The following is a 21,876-nucleotide window of genomic DNA, read 5'->3' as shown; positions in this document are numbered from 1 at the left end:
GGGGTCCTGCGGCGGTCAGACGGCCTCGGCGGTCTCCGGCAGGTCGACGGCGAGCTGATCGGTGAGGTCGACGACCGAGCTGAGATCACCGAAGTCGCGCGCGGCCGTGTCGACCGTCTTTCGGATACGGGTGTTCACACGCTCGGAGCGGACCTTCTTGGCGATCTCCATGGCCCGCGAGGCGTAGTCCGTGCTCTGCTCGGGCTCACGCTGGAGCAGGTGGACGGTGGCCATGCCGATCAGGTTCAGCGCGTACGACCGCTGGTGTTCCCTGTCCTTGGCGAACAGCTCCACCGCCCGCTGCATCAGCGGCTCGGCCAGGGAGGCATAGGCGGGGCTGCGTCCGGCGACGTAGGCGAGGTCGCGGAAGGAGTGGGAGTTCTCGCCGTACAGCTCGGCCTCGGAGAAGAAGCGGATCCAGTCGGGGTCCGGCTCGTCCCACTCGTCGGCTTCGGAGAAGGTGTCCTCGGCCATCCTGACCGCCCGCTTGCACTTGCCGGGCTGGCCCATGTTGGCGTAGGCGCGGGCCTCCATCGCATACAGCATGGACTGGGTGCGCGGGCTCGCGCAGTCGCGGCTGCCGTACTGCGCGAGGTGGATCAGCTCCAGGGCGTCGTCGGGCCGGCCGAGGTGGATCATCTGCCGGCTCATGCTGGAGAGGACGTAGGAGCCGAGCGGCCGGTCGCCGGCCTCCTTCGCCGCGTGCAGGGCGAGGACGAAGTACTTCTGCGCGGTGGCCTGGAGCCCGATGTCGTACGACATCCAGCCCGCGAGTTCGGCGAGTTCGGCGGCGACCTTGAAGAGCTTGCGGGTGGTGGCCTCGGGCTGGGGCTCCTGGAGGAGGTCGGTGACCTCGTGGAGCTGGCCCACGACCGCCTTGCGGCGCAGGCCGCCGCCGCACTGGGCGTCCCACTGGCGGAACATCTGCGTGGTGGACTCCAGCAGGTCCAGCTCGGGCTTGGACAGACGGCCGGGCCTGCGGGACTCCAGGACGGGCTCGGGCTCGGGCGGCACCGGCGAGGCCGGGGTCGGCACGAGCCAGCGCTGCATGGGCTCGATGAGGGACGGGCCCGCCGACAGGGCCAGCGAGGTTCCGAGGAAGCCGCGCCGCGCCAGCATCAGGTCGCTGCGCGAGAACTCGCTGAGCAGCGCCACCGTCTGCGGGCCCGTCCAGGGCAGGTCGACACCGGATGCGGAGGGTGACTGGCGGGCGGCGCGCAGGCCGAGGTCCTCGATGGAGACGACACAGCCGAAGCGCTCGGAGAACAGCTCGGAGAGGATCCGCGGGATCGGCTCGCGCGGGTTCTCCCCGTCCAGCCAGCGGCGCACCCGAGAGGTGTCCGTGGAGATGTGGTTGGCACCCAACTGGCGTGCGCGGCGGTTCACTTGGCGGGCCAGCTCACCCTTGGACCACCCGCTGCGCACGAACCACGAGCCGAGCAGCTCGTTGGGGAGCTTGTCAGCGTTTGTCACGCTACTGTTGCCGCCGCCCACTGGAACGCCCCCATCCCTGAGACCACTTGTCGCCGAATGCGCCAAGCCCTAACAGAATGCCGGTATATACGGCCTCTCGTCCGCCGGTTCTCACCGTTCGAACGAGATGACGACTTGCCTCCGGCATACCCACGGGTGCATGTGCCTTCAGGCCTCGCACACTCACAGTAATCCTACGATCACCGGTCCAGCCATGGCGATCCCGGAAACGCCACCATTCGCCACCCCTTCGAATGAACTCACGGACGCCCCCACGCGATTCACTTGACATAGGACGACAGACAAGTGGGCGGAGTGAAGCGCGCCGGGGCGCGCAGACCCCGGTGCACCACCCGCGATGCTGCAAGGCGCTGCCTTGCCCTCACGGCGATGAGGGAAGTCGGAGCCGTAGCGTCACGTTCCGCTTCCGTATCACTCCGTGTCGTAACCACCGGCGCGCTGGACCCGTTGGAGGGGGCATGGGCTTCACGATCGGCGGCATTCGCGAGATCCGCTCCGGCACGCGTCGGCGCGGCCGCTCGTCGGAGTGCACCGCCGTCGCCGAGTTCACCGGGCTGTGGGGCTGGGACGTGGTTCCCGGCGCCCGGGCCGCCGCGGGCGTCTGTTCCTGCGGTCACGCGGAGTGCACGGCGCCCGGAGCGCACCCGCTCGACTTCGCGCCCCAGGTGCCGGCCGGAGCCCCGCTCGACGACGTGACCAAGGCCTGGTCCGAGTTCCCGGGCGCCTCCCTGATGCTGCCCGTCGGCCGCGCGTTCGACATCATCGAGGTCGCCGAGGCCGCCGGGCGCCGCGCCCTGGTCCGCCTGGAGCGCATGGGGCTCCCGCTCGGCCCGGTCACCGCGACCCCGGACGGGCGCGCCCACTTCTTCGTCGCCCCCGGCGCCGCCGCCGAACTCCCCCGGCTGCTCTACCGCATGGGCTGGGACGACCCGTCCGCCCTGGACCTGCACGGTCTCGGCCCGGCCAGTTACGTCACCGCACCGCCCTCCGACCGGGGCGGCCTGGGTCCGGTGCGCTGGCTGCGCCCGCCGGCCCTGGACTCGGCGACGAAGCCGCCGGCGGCCCGGCTGCTGCTGGGCACGCTGGCGTACGTGGCACACCGGTCGCGGGCACGCGCGTGAGCGAACCGGTCCCTTCCGGCACGGACGTGAACGCACCAGACCCCTGCGGGCACGGGCGTGACCGAACCGATCCTGACGGCACGCGCGCGAACGCACCGATCCCGGCGGGCACGGACGGGAGCGCGCCGCAGGGCTCCGCACAAGGCGAAGCGCCCGTCCTCAGTGCACCTTGAGGCGGGCGCTTCCTCGAAGGAAGTGGATTCACTTCCCCACGACGGTCAGTCACCGATAAGGGCATCCACGAACGCCTCCGGCTCGAACGGCGCCAGGTCGTCCGCGCCCTCGCCGAGACCGACCAGCTTGACCGGGACGCCGAGTTCGCGCTGGACCGCGACCACGATGCCGCCCTTCGCCGTGCCGTCCAGCTTGGTCAGCACGATGCCGGTGATGTCCACGACCTCGGCGAACACCCGGGCCTGCACCAGGCCGTTCTGGCCGGTGGTGGCGTCCAGGACGAGCAGCACCTCGTCCAGCGGCGCGTGCTTCTCGACCACGCGCTTGACCTTGCCCAGCTCGTCCATGAGGCCGGTCTTGGTGTGCAGGCGGCCGGCGGTGTCGATGAGGACGACGTCGACCCCCATCTCCTTGCCCTCCTTGACCGCGTCGAAGGCGACGGAGGCGGGGTCGCCGGCCTCCGGCCCGCGCACGGTGTAGGCACCGACACGCTCGCCCCAGGTCTGCAGCTGGTCGGCGGCGGCGGCCCGGAAGGTGTCGGCGGCGCCGAGGACGACGGTACGGCCGTCGGCGACCAGGACACGGGCGAGCTTGCCGGTGGTGGTGGTCTTGCCGGTGCCGTTGACGCCGACGACCATCACGATGCCGGGCCTGCGGTCCTCGGGCTCGGTCTTCACGGTGCGGTCGACATCGGTGCCGACCAGCTTGAGAAGCTCCTCGCGCAGCAGGCCGCGCAGCTCCTCGGGGGTGCGGGTGCCGAGCACCTTGACGCGCTCGCGCAGGTTCTCGACCAGCTCCTGGGTGGGCTGCACGCCGACATCGGCGGTGAGGAGTGTGTCCTCGATCTCCTCCCAGGTGTCCTCGTCGAGGTGCTCGCGGGAGAGCAGCGTGAGCAGGCCCTTGCCGAGGGCGTTCTGCGAGCGGGACAGGCGGGCGCGCAGGCGGATCAGCCGGCCTGCGGTGGGCTCCGGGATCTCGATCTCGGGAGCCTCGACGGCCGGACCGACGGGGGGCTCCTCCACGGCGACCGGTGCCGAGCCGCCCGGGAGGTCCACCTCCTCGATGGTCCGGCGCGGTTCGTCGCGTGGCGTCTCGGCCTCGTCGCCGACGTGCGGCTCGGCCGGGGGCGCGGTGATGTCGGGCGTCGTGGGCGGCGGCGGGGGCAGCGGCTTGCGGCGCCGGCTGCCGACGATGAGCCCGCCGAGCGCGCCGAGCACGACCACGGCGATGACTACAGCAAGGATGACGGTTTCCATAACCCGACCAGTATCGGCCATGCGTTCCGACGGGACCCTGATTGTGGGTTCGTCCGAGGGACAAACGCCGCTGGACGGGATGAGTCGGATCAAAGCGCAATGGCACCGACTCCTTCAACGCGCGTAGAGTCCCGACGTCCCCTGTTTCCCCACCCCGAGGCTCCCCTCTTTCATGAGCAAGACAGCCGAGACCGAAGGCGCTCTCGAAACCCGCGGCATCGAGCAGGTACCCGACCACGAACGCACTGCGAGAACCCGCGAGCTGTTCCCCACCTGGGTCGGCGCGAACATCAGCGTGCTGCTGCTCACCATGGGCGCGAGCCTCGTGGTGGCCTACCACCTGGACATCTGGCAGGCGCTCGTCGTCGCTGCCGCCGCGCCGATCGTGTCGTACGGCCTGGTCGGGCTGATCGGCATCGCGGGCAAGCGGGGCGGGGCGCCGGGCATGGCGCTGTCGCGCGCGGTCTTCGGGCAGCGCGGCAATCTGCTGCCCGGTTCGCTGATCTGGGTCGCCCGCTGGGGCTGGGAGACGATCAACGCGGTGACCGGCGCCTACGCGATGCTCACCCTCCTGGACATGGTGTTCGGCATCAAGGCGAACAGCGTGCTGGACATCGTGATGCTGCTGGCCTTCGTCGTCGCGACCTTCGCGATCTCCGGGCTGGGCATCAACGCCGTCCAGAAGTGCAACAAGTACGCGACCTACCTCTTCGGCGTCTTCTCGGTCCTCGTCCTCGTGTACCTGGCCGCGAACACCGACTGGTCGAAGGTGCTGGACCACAGTGCGGGGTCCACGGCCGCGGTGATCACCGGTATCGGCATGATCGCGGCGGGCGGGGTCAGCTGGATCCCGTCCGCACCGGACTTCACCCGCTATCTGCCGCGCACGGCGTCGTCGAAGGCGATCGTGGGCACGGCGGTCGGCGGCGCCGGCATCGTCGTCCTGCCGATGGTGCTGATGGGCGCGGTGATGGCCGTGTCCACGCCGGACCTGGCCTCCGCCTCCGACCCGGTCTCCTTCCTCGGCGAGATCCTGCCGACCTGGATCGCGGTGCCGTACCTGCTGATCGCGCTGGTCGGCATGCTGCTGATCAACTCGATGTCGATGTACTCGGCGGGCTTCACCGCGCAGACCCTCGGTTTCAAGGTGCCGCGCCACTGGGCGGTATCGGTCAACGCGGTGATCTCGCTGGTCTTCGGCGGTGTGCTGATGCTGGTGGCGACGAGTTTCATGGGCTCGTTCATCGCCTTCCTGTCGCTGCTCGCGGTGGCCTTCTCCGCCTGGGTCGGCGTCTTCGGCGCGGACATGCTGCGCCGGACCGAGTACGACGGCCGGGCCATGGCCGACACCACCCGCACCAGCGCCTACTGGTACCGGGGCGGCTTCTCCCCCGCCGCGGTGGCCGCCTGGGCGGTCGGCCTGCTGGCGGGCCTGCTGTTCACCACCTCGGACTGGTTCACCGGCCCGCTGGCGAAGAACAACGTCATCGGCGAGTACGGCCTCGGCTGGGTCGCCACGATCGTGATCTCCGGCCTGCTGTACGTGGTGTTGCCGAAGCCGGCAGTGGTGACTCCGGAGAAGGCCGCCGAGCCCGCCGAGCCCGCCGAGGAGCCCGCGGCCGCCGGCGTCTGACCGGCGTGGGCCGACGTCGGCCGGCGCCGACCGGCGTCCGGGCGGATGTCCACCAGCGGTCCGGCCGGCGTCCGCCGGGCACCGGACACCGGGCACCGGGCACCGGCCGGACAAGCTGCCCGGCGTCCCGTGCCGCACCCATGGCCATCTGACGTACCGTCAGCTACCGTCCCCCTCCACCGAGCCGCACCGGAGGGGGACTTCCCATGCCCGTCACGGTCGTACGTTTCAACCTCGTCGCGCCCGGCGCCGCCCCCGCCTCCCTCGCGGCCCGGTACCGGGCGGCTCTGGAGATGGCCGCGTACGCGGACGAGCACGGGATCACCACCGTGCAGACCGAGGAGCACCACGGCGCCGACAACAACTGGCTGCCCTCGCCGTTCGCCTTCGCGGGCGCGGTGTTCGGGGCGACCCGCACCATCGCGGTGACGGTGTCGGCGGTGATCGGCCCGCTGCACGACCCGCTGCGGCTGGCCGAGGAGATCGCGGTGCTGGACCTGCTCAGCGGCGGGCGGCTGGTGACGGTGGCCGGGATTGGCTACCGACCCGAGGAGTACGCCCTGTTCGACGTCGACTGGAAGCGACGGGGCCGGCTCCAGGACGAGCTGCTGGAGACCCTGCTGAAGGCGTGGACCGGCGAGGAGTTCAGCTACCGGGGCCGTACGGTACGGCTCACCCCGCGCCCGTACACCGATCCGCACCCCCTGCTGCTGGTCGGCGGCTCCTCGAAGGCCGCCGCCCGTCGCGCCGCCCGGCTCGGCCTGCCGTTCTTCCCGAGCGCGCATCTGCCCGAGCTGGAGACGTACTACAAGGAGAGGCTCACGGAGTACGGCACCGAGGGCTGGACGATGATGCCCGCGGCCGAGACTCCGCTGCTGCACCTCGCCGAGGATCCGGACCGGGCGTGGTCCGAGTACGGCGAGCACTTCCTGCACGAGGCGCGCACCTACGCCTCCTGGCAGTCGCGGGACATCACGTCCGCGGTGAGATCGGCGGCGACGACCGTGGACGAGCTGCGCGCCGAGGGCGTCTACCGGATCCTCACCCCGGAGCAGTGCGTGGCCCAGGGCCTGGACAGTCTCGTCCTGCACCCGCTGGCGGGCGGGATGCCGGTGGAGGAGGGGTGGCGGAGCCTCAGGCTGTTCGCGGAGCGGGTGATTCCGGCGCTGGAGGGCTGACCCGAGGCGATGACCGGTGGCCCGGCCGGAACCGGCGTTGATCGACTGCCGTCATGAGTCTGTTGGTGGAGGTGTTCGTCCGCGAGCCGGACGGAGAGATCCGGATACTCGACGTGCCGGACGGCGTGTACCAGTCCGGCGGCTTCGAGTCGTGGCGCACGACGGTACGGGGGTCCGGGTGCGTGCGCGCTGGGCGCCCGATTCCTGCCCCTGCTGGCCGAGGACGACCTCTACGTGGAGGCCGGGGAGGTCCCGGAGTTCCTGCGCGAGGTCACCCTGCTGCGCATCCGCCCCGACACGGTCGCCCATGGCACCGAACGACCGGGGACGGTCGAGGAACGCCGGCATCAGATCGAGACCCGCCTGCACATCTTCGAGGAGAGCTGCCGCAAGGCCCTGGAGATCGGCGGTGGCGTCCTCGTCTGGTGAAACGGGACCGCCGCCCCCGCTCGGACAGTGGCCGAGCGGGGGCGGCGGGCGGTACGAGGAGAAGGGCCGCGGGGAGGGCCCGGCGCGGGATGACGGCGCCCTTGGGCGGGCCGGTGGTCGAGGAGAAGGGCAGCGGGGTCTGGGCCCGTCTCCTCGGGACTGCGGGGCCTCAGCCCATCTCCTCCAGCGACTTGCCCTTCGTCTCCTTGACGAACTTCAGGACGAACGGGACGGAGAGCGCGGCGAAGACCGTGTAGATCACGTAGGTGCCGGACAGGTTCCAGTCGGCCAGCGACGGGAAGCTCGCGGTAATGGCCCAGTTGGCGATCCACTGCGCGGCGGCGGCCACCCCCAGGGCGGCGGCGCGGATCTTGTTCGGGAACATCTCGCCGAGCATGACCCAGACGACCACGCCCCAGGACAGGGCGAAGAAGAGGACGAACAGGTGGGCGGCGACCAGCGCGATCCAACCCTGCGTGGCGGGCAGCTTGCCGTCCACGAGGTGGTGCGAGAACGCCCAGGCCTCCAGGGCCAGGCCGACGGCCATGCCGACCGAGCCGATGAGCGCGAGCGGCCGGCGGCCGATGCGGTCCACGAAGATCATCGCGATCACGGTGCCGACGATGTTGATGATCGACGTCGTGAAGGAGTAGAAGAACGAGTCCGTCGGGTCGACACCGACCGACTGCCACAGCGTCGAGGAGTAGTAGAACGCGACGTTGATGCCGACGAACTGCTGGAAGACCGACAGGCCGATACCGATCCAGACGATCGGCTTGAAGAAGAAGCCGCCGCCGAGCAGGTCCTTGAAGCCCGACTTGTGCTCGCTCTTCATCGCGTGCTCGATCTCGGCGACGCGGGCGTCCAGGTCGGTGCCCGTGCCCTCGACCTCGGCGAGGATCTCCTTGGCACGCTCGCGCTTGCCGACCGAGAGCAGGAAGCGGGGGGACTCGGGGATGGCGAAGGAGAGCAGGCCGTACAGGACGGCCGGGACGACCATGACGCCGAGCATGACCTGCCAGGCCTCCAGGCCCATCAGCTTGCCGCGCTGGTCGCCGTCGGCGGCGTTCAGCAGGCCCCAGTTGACCAGCTGGGAGATGGCGATGCCGATGACGATCGCGGCCTGCTGGAAGGATCCGAGGCGGCCGCGGTAGGCGGGCGGGGCGACCTCGGCGATGTACGCGGGGCCGATCACGGAGGCCATGCCGATGGCGAAGCCGCCGACGACGCGCCAGAAGGCGAAGTCCCACAGCGAGAAGGGCAGTGCCGAGCCGACGGCGCTGACCGTGAACAGCAGGGCGGCGATCTGCATGACCCGGATGCGGCCGATGCGGTCGGCTATGCGGCCGGCGGTCGCGGCGCCTATCGCGCAGCCGATCAGGGCGATGGCGATGACCTGGGCCAGCGCTGCCGAGCCGATGTCGTAGCGCCCCCGGATGGCCTCGACGGCGCCGTTGATCACGGAGCTGTCGTAACCGAACAGGAAACCGCCCATCGCGGCCGCCGCCGCGATGAAGATGACGTGCCCGAGATGCTCGGGCTTAGCCGTCCTGGCTCCTGACTTGGGTACCTGCGCTGTGCTGGTCACGAAAAGCTCCTCGGGCCACGGCAACGCTGCCGGGTGGGGGTCAGCCCTTACAAGTAAGACCTGAAGATAAAAGCAACGTTGCAGAGACTATGCCTTCAAGTTTCGAAGTCAATACCTCGAAGGCTGTGAGTTTCCAGACGCGCTACACCGCTCCATGTTCAAGAAGTGAACATCGAGTTAGTCGATCTTGAGGGGATGACTAGCGGAGCCGCTGGGAAATGACCTTTGACACACCGTCGCCCTGCATGGAGACGCCGTACAGCGCGTCGGCGACCTCCATCGTGCGCTTCTGGTGCGTGATCACGATCAGCTGCGAGGCCTCCTGCAGCTCCTGCATGATCCGGATCAGCCGTTGGAGGTTGGTGTCGTCGAGGGCTGCCTCGACCTCGTCCATGACGTAGAAGGGGCTCGGCCGGGCCTTGAAGATCGACACCAGCAGCGCGACGGCGGTCAGCGACCGCTCTCCGCCGGAGAGCAGGGAGAGCCGCTTGACCTTCTTGCCCGGCGGGCGGGCCTCGACGTCGACGCCCGTGGTGAGCATGTTGTCGGGATCGGTCAGGATCAGCCGTCCGTCGCCGCCCGGGAACAGCCGGCTGAACACGCCCTCGAACTCGCGGGCCGTGTCCCGGTAGGCCTCGGTGAACACCTGCTCGACGCGCTCGTCCACCTCCTTCACCACCTGGAGGAGGTCGGCGCGGGTCTTCTTCAGGTCTTCGAGCTGCTCACTGAGGAACTTGTGGCGCTCCTCCAGGGCCGCGAACTCCTCCAGCGCCAGCGGGTTGACCTTGCCCAGCTGCTGATACGCGCGCTCGGCGGCCTTGAGCCGCTTCTCCTGGTCGGCGCGGAGAAACGGCTTCGGCTGGTTGCGGGGATGCTCCGGGTCCTCCGGCAGCACCTCGCCCTCGGCGGGCGGGGAGGGCGGCACCGGCTGGTGCGGGCCGTACTCGGACACGAGCCCGGCCGGTTCCACGCCCAGCTCTTCCAGTGCCTTGCTCTCCAGCTGCTCGATCCGCAGCCGCTTCTCGGCGCCGAGCACCTCACCCCGGTGCACCGAATCGGTCAATTTGTCCAGTTCGGACTTGAGTTCGCGTCCGGCACCGCGCGCCGCCGTCAGCTCCTGCTCCCGTACGGCCTTGGCGGCCTCGGCCGCGGACCGCTCCTGGTCGGCACGGCCGAGGGAGACCTCGACGTGGGCGAGCAGCTGCCGGGCGCCGGCCGCGACGGCCTGCGCGACGGCGGCCTCGTGCCGCAGCCGGGCCTGCCGCTGCTCGGCACGCGCGCGTGCCTCGCGTTCCGCGCGGGCGGCCCGGTCCAGCGAGTCGGCCCGTCCGGCGAGCCCCTTGACCCGCTCCTCGTGCGTACGGACCTGAAGACGGGCCTCCATCTCGGTCTGCCGGGCGTTGGCACCGTCGGCGACGAGGCGGTCCCGGACGGAGGTGTCCGGCTCCTCCTCGACCGGCATCTCCTCGGCGACCGCCAGCCGCTCGGCCAGTTCCTCGGCCTCCTGTGCGGCCTTCTCCAGCGCCTCCTGCGCACGGTCGGCCGCCGCGGCCGACCGCTCGGCCTCCCCGGCAGCACCCCGCGCCTGCCCGGCGAGTCGGCCGAGCTGCTGGGCCACGGACGACTTCTCCCGGTCGGCGGCCCGGCGCCGCTCGCCCAGCTCCTCCACGAGCGCCGCGGCCTCGGTGCGCCGCTCGGCCGCGGCGCGCTGCGCCCCGGTCAGCTCCTCGCAGCGCACGGCCAGCTCCTCCAGCTCCGCCGCGGCCTCGTCCACGGAGGCCTGCACCTCCAGCAGGCTGGGCGCCCCGGCCGATCCGCCGTGCGCGAAGTGCGCACCGAGCAGGTCGCCTTCGGCGGTGACGGCAGTGAGGTCGGGGTGGGCGTAGACGAGATCCTCGGCGTCCTCGAGCGTGCCCACGACGACGATCCCGCGCAGCAGCCGCCGCACGGCGGGCATGAGTTCGGCGGGGCCGCGGACCAGATCGGCCGCGAGGGCCGGACCTGCGGGGCGGTGCCCGTCCGGGCCCGGGCCGCCGGAGACGGCGCCGGCACCGTGGCCCGGTGAGCCCATGGCGCCGTAACCGCCCGCGGCGTCGGCGGTCCGCGGCCGGCCCGGCCCGCCGATGCCGCGGGACCCGGCCGTACCGTCACCGTCCGGCGCGTCGGCTCCGCCCAGCGTTCTCACGGGGCCACCGGGCTCCGGCTCGTCCGGCGCGGCCGCCAGCAGCAGCGCCGCGCGTCCGCCGTCCTGCTTGCGCAGGAGGCGGATCGCCTCGGCCGCCGATGCCGGGGTCGTCACGGCGATCGCGTCGGCCGCCGCGCCGAAGGCGGCGGCGAGCGCGACTTCGTGGCCCGGGGTCACCGTCAGCAGCTCTGCCGCCGGGCCCAGGACTCCGGCCAGGCGGTCCCGGGCGCCCAGGAGTATGCCGGTGCCGTCCTTGCGGCGAAGGCCCAGCGCCAGCGCCTCGTGGCGGGCCTGGGTCGCGGCGCGCCTGCGTTCGGCCGCGGTGGCCGCCTCTCGGGCCGAGCCGAGCGCGGCCTCCGCCTCCGCGAGCCGCCGCCTGGCCGCCTCGTGCTGTTCGGCGAGATCCACGTCCTCGGCGTCGAGACCGTCGACCTCCGCCTTCAGAGCCTCGTACTCCTCCTGGGCCGAGACCGCGCGCTCCTGGGCCTCGTCGCGGGCGGCGGCCAGCCGGTCGATCTCGGCCTGGGCGGAGGCGGCGCGTGAGCGGGCCGCGTTGACCTGGCCGGAGAGACGGGCCAGCCCCTCGCGGCGGTCGGCGATGGCACGGGCGACGTCCTTGAGGCGGCGTTCCTCGACCGCCAGCTCGCGCTCCAGTTCGGCGCGATGCGCGACCGTGTCGTCCAGGGCGCGCTGGGCAGCCTCCAGGGCGGCCTCCAGCTCGGCCTCCTGTTCACGGATGCGGGCCGCCTCGCGCTCCAGGTCCTCGGGGTCCCGGCCGCGCCGCTCCTCGGGGGGTGCCGACGTGGCGCTCTTGACCCGGGCGTCGGCCAGCGAGACGGTGCCGCGCACCCGTTCGGCCAGCTGCGACAGCTCGTACCAGGTCTGCTGGGCGCGCTGGAGGCGCGGGGTGAGCTGCCGTACCTCGTCCTCCAGCAGGGCCTCCCGCTGGAGCGCCTTCTTCAGTTCCTGCTCGGCGGTTTCCTTGCGTTCCTTGAGCGCGGCCTCGTCGGCGACCTCCGCCCTGAGCGCCTCCCGCAGGCGTACGAGGTCGTCGGCGAGCAGCCGCAGGCGGGCGTCGCGGAGGTCCGCCTGGATGACGGCGGCCCGGCGCGCGACCGCCGCCTGGCGGCCGAGCGGCTTGAGCTGACGGCGCAGTTCGTCGGTGAGGTCCTGCACGCGCGCGAGGTTGGCCTGCATCGCGTCCAGCTTCCGCAGCGCCTTCTCCTTGCGCTTGCGGTGCTTGAGCACACCCGCGGCCTCCTCGATGAAGGCCCTGCGGCCCATCGGGTCCGCGTGCAGGACGGAGTCGAGCTGGCCCTGGCCGACGATGACGTGCATCTCGCGGCCGATACCGGAGTCGGACAGAAGCTCCTGGATGTCCAGGAGACGGCAGGTGTCGCCATTGATCTGGTACTCGCTGCCGCCGTTGCGGAACATGATCCGCGTGATGGTGACCTCGGCGTACTCGATGGGCAGCGCCCCGTCGGAGTTGTCGATGGTCAGGGACACCTCGGCACGGCCCAGCGGCGGGCGGCCGGTGGTGCCGGCGAAGATGACGTCCTCCATCTTGCCGCCGCGCAGCGACTTGGCGCCCTGCTCGCCCATGACCCAGCTGAGCGCGTCCACGACATTGGACTTGCCCGAGCCGTTCGGGCCGACGACACACGTGATCCCCGGTTCGAACCGGAGCGTGGTCGCCGAGGCGAACGACTTGAACCCGCGCAGGGTCAGGGCCTTGAGGTGCACGCCGCTGGACTCTACCCGGCGCCGGTATCTCACTCCACGAACACTCGCAACCGTTCCCGCAGACCGGGAGGCGGGCCGCCGGACAGCAGCCTCACACCCACGGTTTCACCGTTGAACTTGCAGGGCACACCAAACGTTAAAGAGGGTGAAAGGATGCGCGGGGGAAAGAAAGAAGGGACGCCGAAGCGTCCCTTGCAACTCTGACAACCGGTAAACCTGTTGTCCGACAACTGTGCGGTTGATACGGGCAGCCCAACCGCTGCGACTGCTGTTGTGGAGCGATGCAGCGATCAGGTGAGCGCAGGCTCCGCCTGGTGTGCGTCGATGCTCTCCATGATCCTGTCCTGAGAGGCGGCAGCCGTCAGCTCGTCGTTCTCCGCCTGGATCCGTACCAGCTCGGACTCCAGGTCCTGGACGCGCTGCTGCAGCCGTCGCATCTCGGCGAGGAGTCGAGGGTCGGAGCCGCCGACGTAACCGAGAAGCGCCTTTGCCATGATGGATGGTCCTCCACACTGAGTGACCGACCGATGCGGTGTGGGTCGTGAGGGATTCGCACCCGCGGTGCTTGACACACTCGAGTGTTGCTCTGCCGTTCTTACATGCCAAACAGCTAAGGTGCGCGGGGCTTTCAGCGTCTCACCAAAAAGTTTGACGGTCAACACGATCACGCCCTGTATTGGCGGGCAAACCCCGGGCGCACGGCCTGCGAACGGCGGTGCTGCGTCTCCTGCGGGGCCCTCAGGGCGTGGCGATCAGCTGTACCAGCGGAGCCTGCCATGCCGCGCCCTTCTTGGCAACCACCAGGACGTTTCTGCTCGGAGCATGTGCCCGGGGCAGCTCGCCGGGCGCCGGCCTGCAGGGCTTTACAGAAACGACTCAGCGGATGGCGAAGCCGTCGTAGCCGCCGCGGGGTGTGTCCCAGATCTCGGTGACACCGTCCACGGAGCCGGGCGTGTCGCCGGCCTGGAGCCAGTCGAGCAGCCCTTCGCACCCCTCGCGCGCGCCCTCCGCAACCACCTGGACGCGGCCATCGCCCAAATTGAGAGCAAAACCACTCAAGCCGCCGATCTCCAGCGCCTTGGCACGCGTGAACCAGCGGAAACCCACACCCTGAACGCGTCCGCGCACCCAGGCGACCAGCCGTACATCCTCGCTCATGGGTGCAACCTAACGGGCCGATGTCGCTTGGAACACTTCCTCCCCGAGCGCCATGGGGTACCGTCCCCACCCAATGCATCTCATATGAAACTCGCTCGATCGAGTGAGTCGGGTTGGCCAGAAGGAGTCATTCGCCAGCACGGCGTCGCCGGGTCGACCGCGAGGACGAGGAAGAGGGCAAGGACATGGGACGCCACCGTCGCTCCGCCGCCGGCCGCGCCGCCCCGGGCCACGCCACGGGGGTCACCCACACGCACGGCCCGGTCACGGGCGGCGAGGACCCGCAGGACTCGTACGCGGCTGGGAGAGCGCCCAGGGGCATCGCGCCCTACCTGAACCCGGAGGCGTACGCCGAGACGACCGCCCGGAGCACCGCCTACCTGTACGCGATGGACGCCCAACCGTCGCCGGACGGCCCGGGCGGCGACGGCTTCAGCCCGGACGGCGGCTTCAGCCCGGACGGCGGTCTGTCCCGGCACCACCGGCACACGAAGAAGGTGGCCAAGCCGGTGCGCACCGGCCTCCTCGGGGTCTCCGCGGCCGTCGCCCTCGGCACGGTCGCCGTGGTCACGGGCGTGGTGCCCGGCCTGGAGAACTACCAGCTCGGCGGCAGTACGCACTCCACCGGCGGCGACCGGGTGCAGCCGGCGGCCATCCCCAGCAACACGGCCAGTGAGCAGGGCGGCACCTCCGGGACCGCGGACAGCCCGGCCGGCGGTGGCGCGCCCGCGAGCCGCGACACCGGACGCAAGGCCTCGCCGACCGCGCCCCACTCCCCTTCGGCCTCCGCCTCTGTTTCCCCCTCGACCTCTGCTTCCCCCTCCGCCTCCGCTTCCCCCTCGGCCTCCCCCACGCCCACGCAGAAGCCCTCCCGGACGGCGAACCCGGACCGGAAGCCGACCGGCAGGGCGGTCCCGCCGGCGCCCAAGCCGTCGCGTACGGCGAGCAAGGCGCCGACGGCGACCTCCGCACCGGTCACGGTGTCGACGCAGGCCGCCGCCGAGGCGGAGGTGCTGAAGCTCGTCAACGAGGAGCGTGCGAAGGTCGGCTGCAGCGCGCTGGCGGCGAACTCCTCGCTGACCAAGCTGGCCGAGGCCTTCAGCGACGACATGGCCGCGCGGGACTTCTTCGACCACACCGACCCGGACGGGGCCACCCCGTGGGACCGGGCCGCGAAGGCGGGCGTCACCGACCTCGGCGGCGAGAACATAGCTCGCGGCCAGGCGGACGCGACGGCCGTGATGGCTGCCTGGATGAGCAGCCCCGGCCACCGCGCCAACATACTGAACTGCGACTTCAAGACGCTCGGCGTCGGCGTGCACCTCGGCCCGGACGGCCCGTGGTGGACGCAGGACTTCGGCTACTGAGACAACCGCAGGTCAGAAACCTAAGCGTCGCTCTGGGCCGTCTCCGGGCCGTCATCCGAACCTTCGGAGTTCCCGAAGACGCGATCCACGGCGGCCCGGGTACGGGGCATGCTGGACGGCATCAGGCGCGAGTACGTACGCAACGTGAAGCCGGGGTCGTGATGGCCCGGGTACTCGTTGAGCGCCTTGATGCTCTCCCCCGCGTCGAGCAGGACCGAGGCATAGGAGTGCCTCAGGGCATGCATGCCGTTGTCCCGCCCGGTCGCCACAGCCGCGGTGCGGAGAGCCGGCCGCCACAGCCGCGGTGCGGAGAGCCGGCCGCCACATGCGGTCATTGAAACGGTTCCGGTCCAGGGCAAGGCCCCGGGACCCGGTGAAGAACAGCGATGCCGTGACCGGCGGGCCGTCCAGCGTCTTCCAGGGCAGGTGATCGGGGTGGCAGGGAAGCACTCCAAGTGAGCAGCCAGCGCCGATGCAACGGAGCGAGGCAGTGGAACATCCCGCTCTGTGCCGCCCTTGGGCGGGGCGAACACAGGCCGATGCCGTTGGAGTAGCTTCACCCGGCGAACTACGTGCACCATCCCACCAGGGAAGTCCACGTCTTCCAGAGCCAGACCGAAGGCCTCGCCCTGTCGCACACCAAGCCCCGCCGTTCCGGCGGGGAGGGGGGCCTTCCGCCACGGCCTGCACGGTCCGGCGGAGTCCCGAGCCGTCGCGCACTTGGGAGAACAAGACTCGACAGCTCCCCCATGGGAAACCTCAGCTTCTCTGTGCTTCACAGCCTCCCGGGGCTACAGCCTCACCCCTCGGTCACCGGCCTACAGCGTCACGGCCCAGGGGCGGGGGGCTCTTGGCCTTCGACCATCCGGATGCGCTGGCCCAATGGCTTCCCGGCCGTCGCTACGCAGGATCACACCCCACCGGCCCGCACTGCGGGCCGGCGCGGGCTCGGGACTCGGGGGCCCGCGCCCACGCCTTCGGCAGGCGCCGGCCCCCGGCCCCGGCCCCGCGCCACTCTCGATGCCCCGGGACGATCCGCGTTTCACACTCCGGCCCGCCAAGGGCCGATGCACCGGACCGAGCCTGATTCCCCACCATGCCCCACACCACCAGACCCGACCTGAGGACAAGGCACCGCACCATGGTCAACAGCACCTGATCCGCGCGAACCCTCAGAGACGCTTTGATTCAAAAGCAGGTGCGCCACGGCTGAGGTCGGCCGGCCTCCACAGGCTGTGAACCGCGAGGGATGGGTGTTGTGCCCCCCTGCCTGAATGAGGCCATGGCCAAAGACGATGCCTCCGGCGGGGGATCGGCCGGCACCGGGATGGAGGGGGCACCGTTGCCGACTGCGGGCACATCGTGGCGAGCGTTGGGGGCTCCATCCCGTCCACCGTCGACCCAGGCAGAGCCGAGCAGACGCGGCCCATGGCGTCCAGGTCGTTCATACAGTGGCGCGCTCCACCTGGACGCCATGAACCACGCCTGCTCCACGGTGTGTGGGTCGACGGCGGACGGGATGGGAGCTGGGGCAGGTGGTGGGTTGAGGAGGAGGGGAAGACACCCGACGCCGTGCGCAGCTGTCCACAAGCTTGCTGGCGGGCCACTGCCTTTCATGACCGTGTCAGCTCTTGAGGGAGCCCTTGGCCCGCTCTTTCGCGCCCCGCATCATGCCCCGTGCTTCGAGTGCGGCGCCTTTCGCTTCGAGGGTTTCTTTGTGCGCCGCGTGGGCGGCCTTCCGCACGGTCTTTCCGACGACTTTCTCGGCCTTTGCCTTGGCTCTTTCTCCTGCACTCATCTCGGTACCTCCGCGGAATCTCACTGGCCGTGTGCCCTTGAGGCGGGGGGGCAAAACCACCCTGCGGGATGCGCCGATCGTGGACGGACGAGGTCCCGCGGTCTGGAGGATTACGGGGCCGGAACCGCGGCGGCCGGCCGCCATGGCCGGGGAGCGCCGAGCGCCTTCGCTGTGCCGCTACTCCCTATCTAGGCGACCGTCAAGCGCCCCACGGCGGCCTCTAGAAACCACTCCCACGCCGCAGGACAGCCGAGGTTCAGTGTCGAGAGCTCGCGGTGATCGACCTGATAGGGATGAGGCTGGCGAAGCCGGTGCGGTACAGCAGCGAAGTACAGCAACCACCGTAACCAGCCCCGACCGCCACCGGCCGTGAGCGACTGCCTGACGTCCCCAGCAGACCTCAGCGACCACCGTGCCCATAGTTCGCATCGAGGGGCACGTGGAAGCACGACCGTCGTGGCGGTGTCGGTCCTGCCGTGCACAATGCCGTCCATGAGTGAGCGCTACGAGGTCGTCTTTTCCTGCTACTTGCGCGACGACACCCCCGAATGCGTCATGGCCGCCCTGCGGTGGCACTTGGGCATGGACGCCGAGTTCCCCGAAGGTCTCGACGACCAAGACGGACAGCTGTACCCACTGCTCGTGCCCGACAACTACGCCAACCGCCGGGTGCCCGGTGGAGACGTCGTGTCCCTGCGTCGCGAGGTGCAAGAGTTCACGAGATCCGGGGAGCGGTATGAATGGGAACTTTTCGCACGCAACGACTGGGTCGACGACTCCATGCTTTACCTCCGGAGCCTGTTGGACCTGCTAGCCCCACACATCGCGCAACCCGGCTATGGGGGCCACTTCCGCCACATATTCGACACCGAAGTGACTGTCTTCGACTTCCACGATGGAGCGTACGAGCCCATCAAGATATGGGGTATCGACCCCCAGTGACAGGGCAGCAAGGGGTTCGCGCCCCCGCGTGCCCCATCGAACGGAAATCAGCGGAGAAACAGAGGCCGGCCGCTCCAGGACGAAGACCGGTCGTGCCACATCCGTGCCAGAACACGCGGAGTCCCACGGGGAATCAGGGTGCGCGACGGTACGCGATGGCGGACTCTGCCCAGGACAAGGAGCCCAAGGTCAGCTCGGGACCGCCCAACCTCGCCCCTAAAGCGGTGGTCGGCCAGCAAGGCTGGTGGCGGTACAGCAGCGAAGTACAGCAACCGCCCCCGTCCGGCGGCGACCTCGTATGGCCGTAGCGCAACCGGTATGCCCCTCACCGACCGATCCTCATAGGGCTACGGACCAAAAGGCTGCGGGCTGCACTGCCCAGCTGTCGACGACGGCACAATTCCCCAGGGGCTGCGGTCACGTAATTCCCCAGCCTCTGGCGTGGCGGCCTGCGCCTGGTCTTGAAGTGGTCTTGCCGAGTGGGTTCTCGGTGCTGAGCCTGGGGGGGGCTCAGCACCGGAGGAAGATCAGACGCGAGTGCCTGAGGTTTGTCGGATGCCGGAACTCTTCAAGTCCCCGGGCTTGAAGACAGCTGCGGCAATGCGGAGTTGGGGCGGTAGCGCCGACCACAGCTCGTCGAGGAGGTCATCGCTCGTCTCAGCGGTGGTGCGGATTTCCATGAAGGGGGCACCGGTGGCGATCTCCTGCCCGTCCGAGCGATAGGTCGTCATGAGCACTCCCTCGCCGGGAGCCAGGTCGCTGACGTGCAGGGTGAGCCGGTTCGTGGCGGTGCGGTCCGCGGTGCTGCGTCGCGCGGCACCGAACCAAGCCCTGCCGCCCCCGTGGTTGTCCGCGATCACGGTCAGGCGGGGAGTGAAGATCGGCGGGTCCGGTTCGTAGTCCAGCCCGTCCAGGGCCGGGAGCGGATCCTGCCCGGAGGCCAGTCGGTCGGCCACCGTGGAGACCTGCTCCCCGTTGCCGAAGACCAGCCAAGCACCGCTCTGACGGGCGGCGACGTAGTGCCGGAGGTGGTCGTGTTCGCACGCGTCGGACGGAGCGACGATCAGCTCGCCTGCGGGGGTGAGGTGCAGAGTACGGGCCTGAGAGGCGGGGCTGCGCCCGGTGAGGAAGTAGGCGGCGAGGGTGGTGCCATCGCCAGTTGTGCACCACAGCACGCCGCGGCCGGGGTAGGAATTGTCTGCCAGTGCGTCCTTCAGCAAGACCACGGTGATTGCGCCCCTTTGCATCATGGCTTCGCGTCGCGAAGTCGTCGGGGATATCCAAGCGGATCAAGGAGAGTCCGGCCCGCCCCACTGCGCGTTGGCCAGATCCCCACGTCTGGCGCGGGGATCGCCGCAGAGTCTGGACCGCTCCGAAGCTGCCGACATGCCCATGGGGAACCAGACCGGCTCACAGGACATAGCCAACTAAGGATCAAACCACCTGGAACAGGGGAAATGCGTGCGGGGTCGGGCATCCCCGACCCCGCACGCTGCGGTCACCGTCCCCATGGGGACCCGTGGCCGCGGGGGTGGGGAATTACGCCGACACGAAAGCGCGGTTCGCGGGGAATTACACGACCGTCGACACCGGCAACCGGGCCGCCCCGGGGCCGCCGGAGGGTGCTCAACGACGACCAACGCCGACAACCACCGACAGCCAAGTAGCAGGTCGCAGCGTTGGTCGATTGCAGATCCGCAGGTCACGCACCCGGCCCTGCACTTCTTCGACTACTGACGCAGTCCGCCGGGCCCCGGATCCGTCATGCGGTGACGCGGCCCCGCGTGAACACCTGAGCGGTCTGCGTCACCCGGCGTCCCAGGTGCTCCGCCGTGGCTATGTCGGCCTTGTGCACGCCCTCCGGACCCTCGTCCGTGTTGGTCTGGGCCGCCGCGCCCGCGAAGACGCCGAGGCGGTTGAGGTCGTGCTCGCTGCCCTCGCTGGTGTTCCAGCCGGGGTGCAGGCCGAGGTTGACCCAGTGCATGCCGTGCTGGCCGGCGAGGATCTGGAAGAACTGCAGGGTGTGCAGCTTGTCGCCGCTCTTGGAGCCGGAGTTGGTGAAGCCGGCCGCCAGCTTGTCCTTCCAGTCCTGCCCGAACCAGCGCTTGGAGGACGCCTCGGCGAAGACGTGGAAGGCTCCGGACGCGGTGCCCATGTAGGTGGGCGATCCGAAGACGATCGCGTCGGAGCGGTCGAGCGTCTCCCACTGCTCGTCCGTGATCTCGTCGACCTTGATCAGATGCACCTCGGCGCCGGCCTCGGCGGCACCGGCGCGCACGGCCTCGGCGAGCACGGCGGTGTGGCCGTAGCCGGAGTGGTAGGCGATGGACACAACGGGGGTAGTCACGATGATTGCTCCTTGAAGCAGGCGAAGAGCCCGAACGGGCAGCTCAAAAGCACTGACTTCAGGAAAGCACTAACTTCTAGATAGTGCAACCTGTCAGTGAGCGCTGCGCTGGCGTAGGCTGGTGTCATGAGCAGCACCCAGGACCTGAGCGAGACCCGGGACGAGGACGACCTCGCCTACAACGTGTTCGCCAAGGCGTGCCCGTCGCGCGGCACGCTGGAGCACGTCACGGGACGCTGGGGCGGACTGACGCTCGGCGCGCTGCACGAGGGCTCACTGCGCTTCAACGAGCTGCGCCGCCGGGTCGACGGGGTGAGCGAGAAGATGCTGTCCCAGACCCTGCATGCGCTGGAGCGCGACGGCCTGGTGCACCGCGAGGCCCAGCCGACCAACCCGCCCCGCGTGGACTACGAACTGACCCCGCTGGGTCGTGCGGTCGCCGAACGGCTGCTCGCCCTCATCCACTGCGTGGAGGGCGCCATGGACGACGTCCTCGCGTCCCGTGCGCGCTACGACGAGACGCGCGGCGCCCTCTGACACCTGGGGCAGAAGTAGCTGGACCGGTTCATCCACGGGCGGCGCCGCACGGGAGTGCCGCACCGTTTGCAGGGCAGGCCCTCTCGGCCGTAGGCGTCCAGGGACCGGTCGAAGTAGCCCGACTCGCCGTTGACGTTGACGTACAGGCTGTCGAAGCTGGTGCCGCCGACGGCGAGGGCCGCGTTCATGACGTCCCGGACGTGGCCCAGGAGTTCGGCCGTCCGCGGGCGGGTGAAGTTCGCCGTCGGACGCTCGTAGTGGACGCGGGCGCGCCACAGGGCCTCGTCCGCGTAGATGTTGCCGACCCCGCTGATCAGGGACTGGTCGAGCAGCGCTCGTTTGATGGTGCTGCGCTTGCGGCGCAGGGCCTGGTGGAAGGCCTCGTCGTCGAACAGCGGGTCGAGTGGGTCCCGGGCGATGTGCGCGATGACGTCGGGCAGGCCCTCGGGGGTGTTGTCGTGCAGGGACAGGCCGCCGAAGGTGCGCTGGTCGACGAAGCGCAGCTCGGTGCCCTGGCCGTCGGCGAACCGGACGCGGATGCGCAGGTGCTTCTCGTCCGGCGCCTCGTGCGGCTGTACCAGCAGCTGGCCGCTCATGCCGAGGTGGGCGAGGACGGACTGGTTGGTCTCCTCCAGCGGCAGCCACAGGTACTTGCCGCGCCGGCTGGCTGTGCCGATGTGGTGGCCCTTGAGGCGGTGCGCGAAGTCGTCGGCGCCCGCGATGTGCCGACGCACCGCACGCGGGTGCAGCACCTCGACGTCGGCGACGGTGCGATGGGCGACCCAGCGCTCCAGACCACGCCGGACGACCTCGACCTCGGGCAACTCGGGCACAGGGCTCCTCGGGCAGTAGTGCGGCCAACGGAAGCGTAACGCCGGCCTGGAGGTTGCGCAGGGCGTAGAGGTAGCGCTCCGCGTCAGGCA

The 21,876-nt window shown here is 70.2% G+C and carries 19 protein-coding genes; 8 read left to right on the top strand and 11 right to left on the bottom strand.

The features are described 5' to 3' along the window. Nucleotides 1-15: 15 nt before the first annotated feature. Nucleotides 16-1,494 carry a hypothetical protein gene (locus AB0H32_RS03245; RefSeq protein ID WP_361113389.1) on the bottom strand — a complete coding sequence of 493 codons (1,479 nt, stop codon included), beginning with the start codon at nt 1,492-1,494 and terminating at the stop codon, nt 16-18. 458 nt (nt 1,495-1,952) lie between these two features. Here AB0H32_RS03245 and AB0H32_RS03240 point away from each other — a divergent pair, with 458 nt between their 5' ends. Beyond that, entirely contained in the window at nt 1,953-2,615 is a 663-nt protein-coding gene (locus tag AB0H32_RS03240; protein ID WP_361113386.1) for a bifunctional DNA primase/polymerase, read from the top strand. 218 nt (nt 2,616-2,833) lie between these two features. Here the strand turns inward: AB0H32_RS03240 and ftsY are convergent, their stop codons facing one another. Then, on the bottom strand, nt 2,834-4,045 hold the full coding sequence (ftsY, locus tag AB0H32_RS03235; protein ID WP_361113383.1) for a signal recognition particle-docking protein FtsY: 1,212 nt from the start codon (nt 4,043-4,045) through the stop codon (nt 2,834-2,836). Nucleotides 4,046-4,217: 172 nt separating this feature from the next. Here ftsY and AB0H32_RS03230 point away from each other — a divergent pair, with 172 nt between their 5' ends. The 3 genes from AB0H32_RS03230 (at nt 4,218) to AB0H32_RS03220 (ending at nt 7,285) form a co-directional block, all read left to right on the top strand. Continuing rightward, the gene (locus AB0H32_RS03230; protein ID WP_361113380.1) at nt 4,218-5,678 is read left to right on the top strand and encodes a cytosine permease; all 1,461 of its coding nucleotides are present in this window, start codon (nt 4,218-4,220) and stop codon (nt 5,676-5,678) included. A gap of 206 nt (nt 5,679-5,884) precedes the next feature. After that, nucleotides 5,885-6,856, top strand: coding sequence for an LLM class flavin-dependent oxidoreductase (locus tag AB0H32_RS03225; RefSeq protein WP_361113377.1), 972 nt, complete (start codon nt 5,885-5,887; stop codon nt 6,854-6,856). Nucleotides 6,857-7,090: 234 nt separating this feature from the next. Continuing rightward, nucleotides 7,091-7,285: a hypothetical protein gene (locus AB0H32_RS03220; RefSeq protein ID WP_361113374.1), complete on the top strand. Its 195-nt coding sequence runs from the start codon at nt 7,091-7,093 to the stop codon at nt 7,283-7,285. A 169-nt stretch (nt 7,286-7,454) separates the two neighbouring features. Here the strand turns inward: AB0H32_RS03220 and AB0H32_RS03215 are convergent, their stop codons facing one another. From AB0H32_RS03215 to AB0H32_RS03200, 4 genes are all read right to left on the bottom strand, one after another. Then, nucleotides 7,455-8,873 carry a sugar porter family MFS transporter gene (locus tag AB0H32_RS03215; protein ID WP_361113371.1) on the bottom strand — a complete coding sequence of 473 codons (1,419 nt, stop codon included), beginning with the start codon at nt 8,871-8,873 and terminating at the stop codon, nt 7,455-7,457. 199 nt (nt 8,874-9,072) lie between these two features. Further along, nucleotides 9,073-12,804 carry an AAA family ATPase gene (locus AB0H32_RS03210; RefSeq protein WP_361113369.1) on the bottom strand — a complete coding sequence of 1,244 codons (3,732 nt, stop codon included), beginning with the start codon at nt 12,802-12,804 and terminating at the stop codon, nt 9,073-9,075. Nucleotides 12,805-13,094: 290 nt separating this feature from the next. Beyond that, complete coding sequence (locus AB0H32_RS03205) at nt 13,095-13,298, bottom strand: hypothetical protein (RefSeq protein ID WP_359061453.1); 204 nt, start codon at nt 13,296-13,298, stop codon at nt 13,095-13,097. A 382-nt stretch (nt 13,299-13,680) separates the two neighbouring features. Then, on the bottom strand, nt 13,681-13,962 hold the full coding sequence (locus AB0H32_RS03200) for an acylphosphatase (RefSeq protein WP_361113365.1): 282 nt from the start codon (nt 13,960-13,962) through the stop codon (nt 13,681-13,683). Between the two features lie 185 nt (nt 13,963-14,147). On the opposite strand from AB0H32_RS03200, the gene AB0H32_RS03195 reads away from it, so the two are divergent. After that, entirely contained in the window at nt 14,148-15,329 is a 1,182-nt protein-coding gene (locus AB0H32_RS03195) for a CAP domain-containing protein (RefSeq protein ID WP_361113362.1), read from the top strand. 20 nt (nt 15,330-15,349) lie between these two features. Here AB0H32_RS03195 and AB0H32_RS03190 read toward each other — a convergent pair whose 3' ends face one another. Together AB0H32_RS03190 and AB0H32_RS03185 are read right to left on the bottom strand one after the other, a co-directional pair. Continuing rightward, entirely contained in the window at nt 15,350-15,574 is a 225-nt protein-coding gene (locus tag AB0H32_RS03190) for an integrase (protein ID WP_361113359.1), read from the bottom strand. A gap of 1,379 nt (nt 15,575-16,953) precedes the next feature. Further along, entirely contained in the window at nt 16,954-17,127 is a 174-nt protein-coding gene (locus tag AB0H32_RS03185) for a hypothetical protein (protein ID WP_361113356.1), read from the bottom strand. A gap of 492 nt (nt 17,128-17,619) precedes the next feature. On the opposite strand from AB0H32_RS03185, the gene AB0H32_RS03180 reads away from it, so the two are divergent. Together AB0H32_RS03180 and AB0H32_RS03175 are read left to right on the top strand one after the other, a co-directional pair. Then, on the top strand, nt 17,620-18,069 hold the full coding sequence (locus AB0H32_RS03180; RefSeq protein WP_361113354.1) for a hypothetical protein: 450 nt from the start codon (nt 17,620-17,622) through the stop codon (nt 18,067-18,069). 155 nt (nt 18,070-18,224) lie between these two features. Beyond that, a complete protein-coding gene (locus AB0H32_RS03175) occupies nt 18,225-18,377 on the top strand; it encodes a hypothetical protein (RefSeq protein WP_361113351.1) in 153 nt (50 codons plus the stop codon). 219 nt (nt 18,378-18,596) lie between these two features. Here the strand turns inward: AB0H32_RS03175 and AB0H32_RS03170 are convergent, their stop codons facing one another. Beyond that, nucleotides 18,597-19,295: an IMP cyclohydrolase gene (locus AB0H32_RS03170; RefSeq protein ID WP_361113349.1), complete on the bottom strand. Its 699-nt coding sequence runs from the start codon at nt 19,293-19,295 to the stop codon at nt 18,597-18,599. A gap of 536 nt (nt 19,296-19,831) precedes the next feature. Next, a complete protein-coding gene (locus AB0H32_RS03165; protein ID WP_361113346.1) occupies nt 19,832-20,416 on the bottom strand; it encodes a flavodoxin family protein in 585 nt (194 codons plus the stop codon). 126 nt (nt 20,417-20,542) lie between these two features. On the opposite strand from AB0H32_RS03165, the gene AB0H32_RS03160 reads away from it, so the two are divergent. Then, the gene (locus AB0H32_RS03160) at nt 20,543-20,953 is read left to right on the top strand and encodes a helix-turn-helix domain-containing protein (protein WP_361113343.1); all 411 of its coding nucleotides are present in this window, start codon (nt 20,543-20,545) and stop codon (nt 20,951-20,953) included. Here AB0H32_RS03160 and mutM read toward each other — a convergent pair. Then, the gene (gene mutM / locus AB0H32_RS03155; protein ID WP_361113341.1) at nt 20,926-21,786 is read right to left on the bottom strand and encodes a bifunctional DNA-formamidopyrimidine glycosylase/DNA-(apurinic or apyrimidinic site) lyase; all 861 of its coding nucleotides are present in this window, start codon (nt 21,784-21,786) and stop codon (nt 20,926-20,928) included. The genes AB0H32_RS03160 and mutM overlap by 28 nt on opposite strands. Nucleotides 21,787-21,876: the final 90 nt, after the last annotated feature.

Origin of the sequence: Streptomyces sp. NPDC020362, from assembly GCF_040642095.1 — a bacterium.
Taxonomy (GTDB): domain Bacteria; phylum Actinomycetota; class Actinomycetes; order Streptomycetales; family Streptomycetaceae; genus Streptomyces.
The sequence above is the reverse complement of the archived record's forward strand: the minus strand, read 5'-3'. Positions and strand labels throughout refer to the sequence as shown.